The organism is Segatella intestinalis (assembly GCF_029348455.1).
Lineage (GTDB): Bacteria > Bacteroidota > Bacteroidia > Bacteroidales > Bacteroidaceae > Prevotella.
Window position 1 is genome coordinate 32,827 of the sequence record NZ_JARJVV010000019.1, and the last position, 12,767, is coordinate 45,593.

Genomic DNA, 12,767 nt, shown 5'->3' on the forward strand with positions numbered 1-12,767 from the left:
CGTTCTAAGAAGATAGTAGAATGGTAGAGGAACAGATTATTCATTTATATAAATAAAAAGAAAAGCTATGGCTAAAGAAGAATTCGTGCGTACCAAACCGCATGTTAACATTGGTACAATTGGTCATGTTGACCATGGTAAGACTACTCTGACCGCTGCCATCTCTAAGGTATTGAACGAGAAGCTCGGTACATCTGAGGCAGTTAAGTCTTTCGATCAGATCGATAATGCTCCTGAAGAGAAAGAGCGTGGTATCACTATCAACTCAGCTCACATTGAGTATGAAACAGCAAAGCGTCATTATGCACACGTAGACTGTCCTGGTCACGCTGACTATGTAAAGAACATGGTTACTGGTGCTGCTCAGATGGATGGTGCTATCTTGGTTTGTGCTGCTACTGATGGTCCTATGCCACAGACACGTGAGCACGTACTTCTTGCACGTCAGGTAAACGTACCTCGTTTGGTTGTTTTCTTGAATAAGTGTGATATGGTTGACGATGAGGAGATGCTTGAGCTCGTTGAGATGGAGCTTCATGAGATCCTCGAGCAGTATGGTTACGAGGAGGATACTCCAATCGTACGTGGTTCTGCTCTCGGTGCTTTGAACGGCGTTGAAAAGTGGGTTAAGTCTGTAGAGACTTTGATGGACACTGTTGACGAGTGGATTCAGGAGCCTGAGCGTGAGGTTGACAAGCCTTTCTTGATGCCTGTTGAGGACGTATTCTCAATCACTGGTCGTGGTACTGTTGCTACAGGTCGTATTGAGACTGGTCGTTGCAAGGTAGGTGACGAGGTTCAGTTGCTCGGTCTTGGTGAGGATAAGAAGTCTGTAATCACTGGTGTTGAGATGTTCCGTAAGGTTCTCGCTGAGGGTGAGGCAGGTGATAACGTAGGTTTGCTCCTCCGTGGTATTGATAAGGCAGAGGTTAAGCGTGGTATGGTAGTAGTGCACCCAGGTGCTATTACTCCTCACGATCACTTCAAAGCTTCTATCTACGTATTGAAGAAGGAAGAGGGTGGCCGTCACACTCCATTCGGTAACAAATATCGTCCTCAGTTCTATCTCCGTACTATGGACTGTACAGGTGAGATCAAGCTTCCAGAGGGAGTTGAGATGGTAATGCCTGGTGATAACGTAGAGATTGAGGTAGAGTTGATCTACAAGGTTGCTTTGAACGAGGGTCTTCGTTTCGCTATCCGTGAGGGTGGTCGTACAGTAGGTTCTGGTCAGATTACAGCAATTCTCGACGACGTTAAGTAATAAAGTAAATACGTAATTTACTATATATGTCCCCGCTACTGCGGTGGCGGGGACTTTTTACGGGTTTAGCTCAGTTGGTAGAGCACTGGTCTCCAAAACCAGGTGTCGGGGGTTCGAGCCCTCCAACCCGTGCTAATTAGAAGATAATATGAATAAGATAGTAAATTATTGCAAGACATGTTATAATGAACTTGCGCATAAGACTACTTGGCCTACACGTGCCGAACTTACCCATAGTGCAATGGTTGTATTATCTGCTTCCCTTGTCATTGCATTGGTGGTGTTCGCAATGGATTCTATCTTTAAAGCGTTAATGGGAGTAGTTTATCCAGGTTAATTTTTAAGGAAATGGCAGACACAGGAAATAAGTGGTATGTGCTCAAAGCCGTTAGTGGTAAAGAAGCTAAGGTGAAAGAATACATCGAGGCTGAGATGAAGCACAATGATTTACTTGCAGCTAATGTTTCTCAGGTGTTGATTCCTGTTGAGAAGCATGCAACTGTACGTAATGGTAAGAGAGTCGTTAAAGATAAAGTGGCTCTCCCAGGTTATGTCTTTGTGGAAGCTAAACTGAAGGGTGATGTAGCTCATACGTTACGTTTTTGCCCTAATGTTTTGGGTTTCCTTGGAGGTTTGGATGATCCTACACCAGTACCTCAGTCTGACATAAATCGTATGTTGGGCACTGCCGAAGAAACTGAATTTGAGGAGAATCTTGATACTCCTTATGCAGTGGATGAGACAGTTAAGGTTACAGATGGTCCATTTAGTGGTTTCAGTGGTGTTATCGAGGAAGTAAATGCCGAGAAGCACAAGCTGAAGGTGATGGTTAAGATCTTCGGACGTAAGACTCCGTTAGAGCTTGGTTTTATGCAAGTAGAAAAGGAATAATGTATTGTTACGAGTACATTGCCTTTTATAAAGTTTCAATTTTTAAATATTAACAAAGAAATGGCTAAAGAAGTTGCTGGATTAATCAAATTACAGATTAAAGGTGGCGCTGCAAATCCTTCACCTCCAGTAGGACCTGCACTGGGTTCTAAAGGTATTAACATTATGGGATTCTGCAAGGAATTCAACGCCCGTACCCAGGATAAAGCAGGTAAAGTATTGCCAGTTGTTATCACATACTACACTGACAAGTCATTCGATTTCATCATCAAGACTCCTCCTGCTGCTGTTCAGTTGAAGGAAGCTGCTAAAATTAAGAGTGGCTCATCTCAGCCTAACCGTCAGAAGGTAGCAAGTCTTACTTGGGATCAGGTGAAGACTATCGCTGAGGACAAAATGAAGGACTTGAATTGCTTTACTGTAGAATCAGCTATGAAGCTCATTGCTGGTACTGCAAGAAGTATGGGTATAACTGTAAAAGGGGACTTCCCTGGTAAATAATTTATAACTTCAATTAGAAAAATGAGTAAACTGACAAAAAATCAAAAATCAGTAGCTGATAAGGTTGAAGCAGGGAAGGCATACACATTGAAAGAGGCTGCAGAGTTGGTTAAGGAAATTACCACAACCAAATTTGATGCATCTCTGGATATTGATGTACGCTTGGGTGTAGACCCACGTAAGGCTAACCAGATGGTTCGTGGCGTTGTTTCATTGCCAAACGGAACTGGTAAGGTTACCCGTGTGCTTGCGCTCTGTACTCCTGATCAGGAAGCTGCTGCTAAGGAAGCAGGTGCTGATTATGTTGGTCTTGACGAATACGTTGAAAAGATCAAGGGTGGATGGACAGATATTGATGTCATCATCACTATGCCTTCTTGCATGGGTAAGATTGGTCCTTTGGGTCGCGTGCTTGGTCCTCGTGGCTTGATGCCTAACCCTAAGAGTGGCACTGTAACTATGGACGTTGCTAAGGCAGTAAAGGAAGTTAAGCAAGGTAAGATTGACTTTAAGGTTGATAAGGCTGGTATTATCCACACATCAATCGGTAAGGTAGGCATGACAGCTGAGCAGATCTACGGAAATGCTAAGGAGTTTATTGCAACCGTTATCAAGTTGAAGCCTGCTGCTGCTAAAGGTACATATATCAAGAGTATCTTTATTTCAAGCACTATGAGTAAGGGTATCAAGATTGATCCTAAATCAGTTGAATAACTCTAAAAGTTTTGTAAAATGAAGAAAGAAATTAAAGATACCATTATCACCGAACTTGGACAGAAGCTTAAGGAGTATCCTCACTTCTATCTTGTAGACGTTACAGGATTGAATGCTGAGAAGACCAGCAATCTTCGTCGTAAGTGCTTCAAGAGTGAAATCAAGATGGTTGTTGTTAAGAACAACTTGCTTCACAAGGCGTTCGAGGCTTCTGACATCGATTTCTCTGAGTTGTACGGAAGTTTGAAGGGTAATACAGCTGTGTTGTTCACTAACACTGCTAATGTACCAGCTAAAATGCTGAAAGAGTATGACAAGGAAGGTATCCCAGCTTTGAAGGCTGCTTATGCAGAAGAAAGCTTCTATGTAGGTGCCGATAAACTTGGCGAACTTGCAGCACTCAAGAGCAAGAATGAGGTTATCGCAGAAATTGTGGCTTTGCTTCAGTCTCCAGCGAAGAACGTTGTATCTGCTCTTCAATCAGGAAGCAACACTATCCATGGTGTGCTTAAGACATTGGGCGAGCGTCCTGAGTAATCTCACAATGTTATTAAATTAATTAGTATAAACAAAATTTAAATTAGAATAAAAATGGCAGATATTAAAGCTATTGCAGAAGAGTTAGTAAATCTTACTGTTAAGGAAGTTAATGAGTTGGCAACAGTCCTCAAGGACGAGTATGGTATTGAGCCTGCTGCTGCAGCTGTAGCTGTAGCTGCTGGTCCTGCTGCTGGTGGTGCAGCTGCAGCTGAGGAGAAGTCTTCTTTCGACGTTGTCCTCGCTGAGGTTGGTGCTACAAAGCTCCAGGTTGTAAAGGCCGTTAAGGAGGCTTGTGGTCTCGGTTTGAAGGAGGCTAAGGATCTCGTAGACGGTGCTCCTTCTACAATCAAGGAAGGCGTTGCTAAGGACGAGGCTGAGAACTTGAAGAAGGCTATCGAGGCAGCTGGTGCTAAGGTAGAGCTCAAGTAATTTAGAGTTTACATCTCTTAATATATGGTTAGGATTCTCCCAGTAGGCGAGTCCTAACCTTTTTGTGTCTTTTATTATTTTGATAAACCATTTAATAACTTCTAATGGCTACAAAAATTGTTGATAACAGAGTAAATTTTGCCAGCGTTCATAATCCGTACCCATATCCGGATTTCCTCGATGTGCAGTTAAAGTCTTTCAAGGACTTCTTACAGTTGGATACTCCGCCTGAGGAACGCAAGAATGACGGTTTGTATAAGGTGTTCTCTGAGAACTTCCCTATCACCGATACTCGTAATAATTTCGTTCTTGAGTTCTTGGATTACTATATTGACCCTCCACGCTATTCTATTGATGAGTGCTTGGAGAGAGGTCTTACGTATAGTGTACCTTTGAAGGCTAAGATGAAACTTTACTGTACAGACCCAGATCATGAGGATTTCGGTACTTTCATCCAGGATGTATTCTTGGGTACTATTCCTTACATGACAGAGAACGGTACTTTCGTCATCAATGGTGCTGAGCGTGTTGTTGTATCGCAGTTACATCGTTCACCTGGTGTGTTCTTCGGTCAGGGCGTTCATGCCAATGGTACTGTGCTTTATTCTGCGCGTATAATCCCATTCAAGGGTAGTTGGATAGAGTTTGCTACAGATATCAACAATGTGATGTATGCTTACATCGACCGTAAGAAGAAGTTGCCTGTAACGACCTTGCTCCGTGCTATTGGTTATGAGCAGGATAAGGACATTCTTCAGATTTTCGACCTTGCTGAGGAGGTAAAGGTCAATAAGAAAAACATGAAGGCTGCCATAGGTCGTAAGTTGGCTGCTCGTGTATTGAAGAGTTGGAATGAGGACTTCGTTGATGAGGATACCGGCGAGGTGGTTTCTATCGAACGTAATGAGGTGATCATGGAGCGTGAGACAGAACTTACTGCTGAGAATATCGATGAAATCTGTGATAGTGGAGCTTCTACTGTGCTGTTGCATAAGGACGAGGAGGCTGCCAATAAGTTCACTATCATCTTCAATACTTTGGCCAAGGATCCAAGTAACTCAGAGAAGGAAGCTGTTACTTATATCTATCGCCAGTTGCGCAATGCTGATCCTGCCGATGATGCAAGTGCTCGTGAGGTGTTCCAGAACCTCTTTTTCTCTGATAAGAGATATGACTTGGGTGAGGTAGGCCGTTATCGTATTAATAAGAAATTAGGTCTCGATACAGATATGGACGTTCGTGTTTTGACAAAGGACGACATTATCGAGATTATCAAATATTTGATTCAGCTGGTTAACTCCAATGCTACGGTTGACGATATTGACCACTTGTCAAATCGTCGTGTACGCACTGTAGGTGAACAGTTGGCTAACCAGTTCTCTATTGGTTTGGCTCGTATGAGCCGTACTATCCGTGAACGTATGAACGTTCGCGACAATGAGGTGTTTACCCCTACCGATTTGATCAACGCAAAGACTATCTCAAGTGTTATCAACTCTTTCTTCGGTACCAACCCATTGTCTCAGTTTATGGACCAGACCAACCCTCTGGCAGAGGTTACACATAAGCGTCGTCTCTCAGCATTGGGTCCTGGCGGTTTGTCACGTGAGCGTGCGGGTTTTGAGGTTCGTGACGTTCACTATACTCATTATGGTCGTCTTTGTCCTATTGAGAGTCCTGAAGGTCCTAACATCGGTTTGATTTCTTCACTCTGTATGTATGCTAAGATTAATGACCTTGGATTTATCATCACTCCTTATCGTAAGGTAACAGACTGTAAGGTGGATATGGACAACAAGGATGTGGTATATCTCACTGCTGAGGATGAGGAGAATAAGATTATCGGTCAGGGAAATGCTCCTTTGACGGAAGAGGGTACATTCATCCGTGATGTTGTAAAATGTCGTCAGGATGCTGATTATCCAGTTGTAGAGCCTTCTGAGGTTGACTTTGTTGATGTGTCTCCCCAGCAGATTGCCTCTGTTTCTGCTGGTCTGATTCCTTTCTTGGAGCATGATGATGGTCACCGTGCGCTGATGGGATGTAACATGATGCGTCAGGCTGTTCCATTGCTTCACAACGATGCTCCTATAGTAGGAACAGGTTTGGAGAAGCAGGTATGTGAGGATTCTCGTACCATGGTTACTGCTGAGGGTGAGGGTGTTATCGAATATGTAGATGCTACTACTATCCGTATCCTTTACGATCGTACAGAGGAAGAGGAATTTGTAAGCTTCGAGCCAGCTTTGAAGGAGTATCGCATTCCAAAGTTCCGCCGTACCAATCAGAATATGACTATCGACCTCCGTCCTATCTGTAATAAGGGACAGCGTGTCAAGAAGGGTGATATCCTGACAGAGGGTTATGCAACCGAGAATGGAGAGTTGGCATTGGGCCGCAACCTGCTTGTAGCTTATATTCCTTGGAAGGGTTACAACTATGAGGATGCTGTCGTTATCTCAGAGCGTATGGTTCGCGAGGATGTGCTTACTTCTGTACACGTAGACGAGTATTCACTTGATGTTCGTGAGACCAAGCGTGGTATGGAGGAGTTTACCAGCGATATTCCTAACGTTAGCGAGGAAGCTACAAAGGATTTGGATGATAATGGTATCGTACGTGTTGGTGCTCGTATTGAGCCAGGTGATATCATGATTGGTAAGATTTCTCCTAAGGGTGAGAGCGATCCTTCTCCTGAAGAGAAGTTGCTCCGTGCTATCTTTGGTGACAAGGCAGGCGATGTGAAGGATTCTTCATTGAAGGCTAACCCATCACTAAGTGGTGTTGTTATTGACAAGAAACTCTTCTCTCGTGCTATTAAAACTCGAGAGTCAAAGAAGCAGGACAAGATTATTCTTGCCAAGATTGACGAGGAATACGAGGCAAAGAACGATGACTTGAAAGATATCCTTGTTGACAAGTTGCTCACATTGACCGAGGGTAAGGTTTCTCAGGGTGTGAAGGATTATACTGGTGCTGAAATCATCACCAAGGGCAGCAAGTTTACTACTGCTGCGCTGAAGAACCTGGAATATGATGGCGTTCAGTCAAACAACTGGACTGATGACGATCATACCAATGGTTTGATTCAGACTTTGATTATGAACTATATCCGCAAGTACAAGCAGCTTGATGCAGAACTGAAGCGTCGCAAGTTTGCAATTACTATTGGTGATGAACTTCCTTCTGGTATTCTTCAGATGGCTAAGGTTTACATTGCCAAGAAGCGTAAGATTCAGGTAGGTGATAAACTTGCAGGTCGTCACGGTAATAAGGGTATTGTGTCTAAGGTTGTGCGCACAGAGGATATGCCATTTATGGAAGATGGACGTCCCGTTGATATGGTGTTGAATCCATTGGGTGTGCCTTCTCGTATGAACTTGGGTCAGATCTTTGAGTGTATTCTTGGTGCTGCCGGTAAGAAGTTGGGTGTTAAGTTTGCTACTCCTATCTTCGATGGTGCTAAGCTTGATGATCTCTCAGTATGGACAGACAAGGCTGGCTTGCCACGTTTCTGCTCTACATATCTTTACGATGGTGAGACTGGTGAGCAGTTCGACCAGCCTGCTACTGTTGGTATGACTTACTTCTTGAAGTTGGGTCATATGGTAGAGGACAAGATGCACGCTCGTTCTATCGGTCCTTACTCTCTCATCACACAGCAGCCACTTGGTGGTAAAGCCCAGTTTGGTGGTCAGCGATTTGGAGAGATGGAGGTTTGGGCCATCGAGGCATTCGGCGCAAGCCACGTACTGCAGGAGATTCTGACTATCAAGTCGGATGATGTTGTAGGTCGTAGCAAGGCATATGAGGCTATCGTTAAGGGCGACCCAATGCCAACTCCTGGTATTCCTGAGTCTCTCAACGTATTGCTCCATGAGCTTCGTGGTCTTGGTCTGAGCATCAAACTTGATTAATTTTGAGAACCCCTAATTTAGATATAGAAACATGGCTTTCAAAAAAGATACAAAGGTAAAGAATAATTTTACGAAGATTACCATCGGTCTTGCCTCTCCTGAGGAGATCCTGGAAAATTCGTATGGTGAGGTTACAAAGCCCGAAACCATTAATTATCGTACATATAAGCCCGAACGTGACGGACTTTTCTGCGAGCGCATCTTTGGTCCTACCAAGGACTATGAGTGTGCTTGCGGTAAGTATAAGCGTATCCGTTACAAGGGTATCGTCTGTGACCGATGTGGTGTTGAGGTGACCGAGAAGAAGGTCCGTCGTGAACGTTCTGGTCATATTGAACTGGTTGTGCCAGTGGCTCACATCTGGTATTTCCGTTCATTGCCTAACAAAATTGGCTATCTCTTAGGTATGCCTACCAAGAAACTTGATGCTGTCATTTACTACGAGAAGTATGTTGTAGTACAGCCAGGTGCGCTGGCTGGCAGAAAGGATGCTGATGGTTTGGAATTGAATGGTTCTCATACTCTCGACCTTCTTACAGAGGATGAGTATATCGATATCATCGACAATCAGTTGAGCCCAGATAACGACCGTCTTCCTGATGAGGATCCAAACAAGTTTATTGCAAAGATGGGTGCTGAGGCTATTTATCAGTTGCTGCAGAACTTGGATCTCGACTCTCTGTCATACGAGTTACGCGACCGTGCTAGCAACGATTCAAGCCAGCAGCGTAAGACTGAGGCTTTGAAGCGTCTTCAAGTTGTAGAGGGCTTCCGTGCCAGCAAGGGTATCAACCGTCCTGAGTGGATGGTTATGAAGATCATCCCTGTAACTCCTCCTGAACTCCGTCCATTGGTACCTCTGGATGGAGGTCGTTTTGCCACTTCAGATCTCAATGACCTCTATCGCCGTGTTATAATTCGTAACAACCGTTTGAAGCGATTGGTGGAAATCAAGGCTCCAGAGGTAATCCTCCGTAATGAGAAGCGTATGCTGCAGGAGGCTGTTGACAGTTTGTTCGACAACTCTCGCAAGAGCTCTGCTGTGAAGAGCGAAAGCAACCGCCCATTGAAATCACTTTCTGACTCATTGAAGGGTAAGCAGGGTCGTTTCCGTCAGAACTTGCTGGGTAAGCGTGTTGACTATTCTGCTCGATCGGTAATCGTTGTAGGTCCTGAGTTGAAGATGGGTGAATGTGGTCTTCCTAAGTTGATGGCTGCCGAGCTTTATAAGCCATTCATTATCCGCAAGCTCATTGAACGTGGTATTGTGAAGACTGTAAAGAGCGCCAAGAAGATTGTTGATCGTCGTGAGCCAGTAATCTGGGATATTCTCGAGAATGTGATGAAGGGTCATCCTGTTATGCTTAACCGTGCTCCTACTCTTCACCGTCTTGGTATCCAGGCTTTCCAGCCTAAGATGATCGAAGGTAAGGCTATTCAGTTGCACCCATTGGCATGTACAGCCTTCAACGCTGACTTCGATGGTGACCAGATGGCTGTTCACCTTCCTTTGAGCAATGAGGCTGTTCTCGAGGCACAGATTTTGATGCTTCAGAGTCATAACATCCTGAACCCAGCCAATGGCGCTCCTATCACCGTTCCTTCACAGGATATGGTGCTCGGTCTTTATTACATCACCAAGATTCGTCCAGGAGCCAAGGGTGAGGGCTTGTCTTTCTATGGTCCTGAAGAGGCTTTGATTGCACGCAATGAGGGACGTTGCGACTTGCACGCGCCTGTAAAGGTTATTGTCAACGACCTCGTAGATGGCAAGTTGCAGAAGCGTATGGTTGAGACATCTGTAGGTCGTGTTATTGTAAACCAGATTATTCCAGAGGAAGTAGGCTTCTTCAATGATGTTATTTCAAAGAAGACTTTGCGCGGACTTATTTCTGATGTAATCAAGGCTGTCGGTATGGCACAGGCCTGCGAGTTCCTCGATGGTATCAAGAACCTCGGTTATCGTATGGCTTACGTTGCCGGTCTTTCGTTCAACCTTGGTGATATCATTATTCCACCAGAGAAGGAAGAAATCGTGGCTAAGGGTCATAAGGAGATTGAGGAAATCACCAATAACTATAATATGGGTTTCATTACCGATAAGGAGCGTTACAACCAGGTTATCGATACCTGGACTCATGTAAACACCAACCTCGGTAATGTGCTGATGAAGGAAATGACCGAGGCTGATCAGGGATTCAACGCTGTGTATATGATGCTTGACTCTGGAGCCCGTGGTTCTAAAGACCAGATTAAGCAGTTGTCTGGTATGCGTGGTTTGATGGCTAAGCCTCAGAAGGCAGGTGCTGAAGGTGCTCAAATTATTGAGAACCCAATTCTGTCTAACTTCAAGGAGGGTATGTCTGTGTTGGAGTACTTCATTTCTTCACACGGTGCCCGTAAGGGTCTTGCTGATACCGCTATGAAGACTGCCGATGCTGGTTACCTGACACGTCGTCTTGTCGATGTGTCCCATGATGTGATTATTTCTGAGGAGGACTGTGGTACCTTGCGTGGTTTGGTTTGTACAGCCTTGAAGAACGGTGACGAGGTGATTTCTACTTTGTATGAGCGTATCCTCGGTCGTGTATCTGTACATGATGTTATTCATCCTACAACTGGCGAGTTGATTGTACGTGCCGGTGAGGAGATAACAGAGGCTAAGGCCAAAGCTATCGAAGATTCTCCTATTGAGAGTGTTGAGATTCGCTCGGTACTTACCTGCGAGAGCAAGAAGGGTGTCTGCATGAAGTGTTATGGTCGTAATTTGGCTACTGCCCGCATGGTACAGTTGGGTGAGGCTGTAGGTGTCATCGCAGCTCAAGCTATTGGTGAGCCAGGTACACAGCTTACTCTTCGTACATTCCACGCCGGTGGTATTGCTTCTAACGCGGCTGCCAATGCCAAGATAGAGGCTAAGAACAAATCACGAATCGAGTTCGATGAGTTGAGCACAGTTCCATTTGTAGAAGAAGACGAGGAAGGCAATGACGTAAAGTGCGAGATGGTAGTAAGCCACTTGGCAGAAATCCGATTTGTCGATCCTAATACAAATATCGTTCTTTCAACATTGAACGTTCCTTATGGTTCTTCACTCTATCACAAGGAAGGTGAGGTCGTTGATAAGGGCACTGTTATTGCCAAGTGGGACCCATTCAATGCCGTTATCGTAAGCCAGTATGCTGGTACATTGAAGTTCAATGACGTTCAGGAGGGTGTTACCTACCGTGCTGAGACTGATGAAACCACCGGTCTTACCGAGAAGATTATCACCGACTCCAAGAATAAGACCATGGTTCCTTCTTGTGATGTTGTTGATGCTAACGGACAGGTATTGGGTACATACAACTTCCCAGTGGGTGGACACGTAGCCGTAGAAGATGGTCAGACTATCAAGACGGGTGAGACCTTGGTGAAGATTCCACGTGCCGTAGGTGGTGCTGGTGATATCACTGGTGGTCTTCCACGTGTAACTGAGTTGTTTGAGGCTCGTAACCCATCAAACCCTGCTGTTGTTTCTGAAATCGACGGTGAGATTACCATGGGTAAGGTAAAGCGTGGTAACCGTGAGATTATTGTTACATCCAAGACTGGCGACCAGAAAAAGTATCTCGTATCTCTTTCTAAGCAGATTCTGGTTCAGGAGCATGATGCCGTTCGTGCTGGTACACCTCTTTCTGATGGTGTCGTGACTCCAGGCGATATTCTTGCTATCAAGGGCCCTACTGCCGTACAGGAGTACATTGTCAACCAGGTTCAGGACGTTTATCGTCTTCAGGGTGTGGCTATTAACGACAAGCATTTTGAGATCATCGTTCGTCAGATGATGCGTAAGGTTCGTATTGATGATCCGGGTGATACTACATTCTTGGAGCAAGAATTGGTAGATAAACTCGATTTTGCCGAGGAGAATGATCGTATCTGGGGCAAGAAGGTTGTTACCGACGCTGGTGACAGTGAGAATCTCAAACCTGGCCAGATTATTACAGCTCGCAGACTGCGTGATGAGAATTCAGGTCTGAAGCGTCGTGATATGAAGTTGGTTCAGGTCCGTGACGCTGTAGCTGCAACATCTACTCAGATACTCCAGGGTATTACTCGTGCTGCTTTGGGTACTAAGAGCTTCATGAGTGCCGCTTCATTCCAGGAAACTACCAAGGTCTTGAATGAGGCTGCTATCCGTGGTAAGGTGGACTACCTTGAGGGTATGAAGGAGAATGTGATTTGTGGTCACTTGATTCCAGCTGGTACAGGCCTTCGTCAGTGGGAGAAGATTATTGTTGGCTCTAAGGAAGAATATGAGCGCATGCAGGCTAATCGCAAGAACGTGCTTGATTATTCAGACTCCGGCATGGGAGAGTAATCTTAGTATTTGATAAAATAAAAGGGATATGTCAGTAATGGCATATCCCTTTTTGTATCTATATAATTGTAGATAAAAATAGTTTTTTTCTAAAGTAGCATTGTAACCTTTGTTATCATGTCAAGGTGAATGTATCGCGTTTTCCTTG

General features: G+C 44.7%; 9 protein-coding genes and 1 tRNA gene. All 10 read left to right on the forward strand.

The features are described 5' to 3' along the window. Positions 1–67: 67 nt before the first annotated feature. The 10 genes from tuf (at position 68) to rpoC (ending at position 12,619) form a co-directional block, all read left to right on the forward strand. Complete coding sequence (tuf, locus tag P3T48_RS12270) at positions 68–1,264, forward strand: elongation factor Tu (protein ID WP_158463336.1); 1,197 nt, start codon at positions 68–70, stop codon at positions 1,262–1,264. 59 nt (positions 1,265–1,323) lie between these two features. Next, positions 1,324–1,396, forward strand: a tRNA-Trp gene (locus P3T48_RS12275). A 16-nt stretch (positions 1,397–1,412) separates the two neighbouring features. After that, entirely contained in the window at positions 1,413–1,601 is a 189-nt protein-coding gene (secE, locus tag P3T48_RS12280; protein ID WP_158463335.1) for a preprotein translocase subunit SecE, read from the forward strand. Positions 1,602–1,612: 11 nt separating this feature from the next. Next, the gene (nusG, locus tag P3T48_RS12285) at positions 1,613–2,155 is read left to right on the forward strand and encodes a transcription termination/antitermination protein NusG (protein ID WP_022252585.1); all 543 of its coding nucleotides are present in this window, start codon (positions 1,613–1,615) and stop codon (positions 2,153–2,155) included. 60 nt (positions 2,156–2,215) lie between these two features. Further along, positions 2,216–2,656 (forward strand): 50S ribosomal protein L11, encoded by a 441-nt coding sequence (gene rplK / locus P3T48_RS12290; protein ID WP_158463334.1) that lies wholly within the window; start codon positions 2,216–2,218, stop codon positions 2,654–2,656. 21 nt (positions 2,657–2,677) lie between these two features. Beyond that, positions 2,678–3,370: a 50S ribosomal protein L1 gene (gene rplA, locus P3T48_RS12295; RefSeq protein ID WP_158463333.1), complete on the forward strand. Its 693-nt coding sequence runs from the start codon at positions 2,678–2,680 to the stop codon at positions 3,368–3,370. Positions 3,371–3,388: 18 nt separating this feature from the next. Further along, the gene (gene rplJ, locus P3T48_RS12300; RefSeq protein WP_276506882.1) at positions 3,389–3,907 is read left to right on the forward strand and encodes a 50S ribosomal protein L10; all 519 of its coding nucleotides are present in this window, start codon (positions 3,389–3,391) and stop codon (positions 3,905–3,907) included. 54 nt (positions 3,908–3,961) lie between these two features. After that, the gene (rplL, locus tag P3T48_RS12305) at positions 3,962–4,339 is read left to right on the forward strand and encodes a 50S ribosomal protein L7/L12 (protein WP_158463331.1); all 378 of its coding nucleotides are present in this window, start codon (positions 3,962–3,964) and stop codon (positions 4,337–4,339) included. A 104-nt stretch (positions 4,340–4,443) separates the two neighbouring features. Further along, positions 4,444–8,256, forward strand: a complete 3,813-nt coding sequence (gene rpoB / locus P3T48_RS12310) for a DNA-directed RNA polymerase subunit beta (protein ID WP_276506883.1) — start codon at positions 4,444–4,446, stop codon at positions 8,254–8,256. A gap of 31 nt (positions 8,257–8,287) precedes the next feature. Further along, positions 8,288–12,619, forward strand: coding sequence for a DNA-directed RNA polymerase subunit beta' (gene rpoC / locus P3T48_RS12315; protein WP_158463329.1), 4,332 nt, complete (start codon positions 8,288–8,290; stop codon positions 12,617–12,619). The last annotated feature ends 148 nt before the right edge of the window (positions 12,620–12,767 follow it).

Coding starts and splice junctions, on each gene's coding strand:
- secE (WP_158463335.1), top strand. CDS start 1,413: ATGAATAAGATAGTAAATTATTGCAAGACATGTTATAATGAACTTGCG.
- rplJ (WP_276506882.1), top strand. CDS start 3,389: ATGAAGAAAGAAATTAAAGATACCATTATCACCGAACTTGGACAGAAG.
- nusG (WP_022252585.1), top strand. CDS start 1,613: ATGGCAGACACAGGAAATAAGTGGTATGTGCTCAAAGCCGTTAGTGGT.
- rpoB (WP_276506883.1), top strand. CDS start 4,444: ATGGCTACAAAAATTGTTGATAACAGAGTAAATTTTGCCAGCGTTCAT.
- rpoC (WP_158463329.1), top strand. CDS start 8,288: ATGGCTTTCAAAAAAGATACAAAGGTAAAGAATAATTTTACGAAGATT.
- tuf (WP_158463336.1), top strand. CDS start 68: ATGGCTAAAGAAGAATTCGTGCGTACCAAACCGCATGTTAACATTGGT.
- rplK (WP_158463334.1), top strand. CDS start 2,216: ATGGCTAAAGAAGTTGCTGGATTAATCAAATTACAGATTAAAGGTGGC.
- rplL (WP_158463331.1), top strand. CDS start 3,962: ATGGCAGATATTAAAGCTATTGCAGAAGAGTTAGTAAATCTTACTGTT.
- rplA (WP_158463333.1), top strand. CDS start 2,678: ATGAGTAAACTGACAAAAAATCAAAAATCAGTAGCTGATAAGGTTGAA.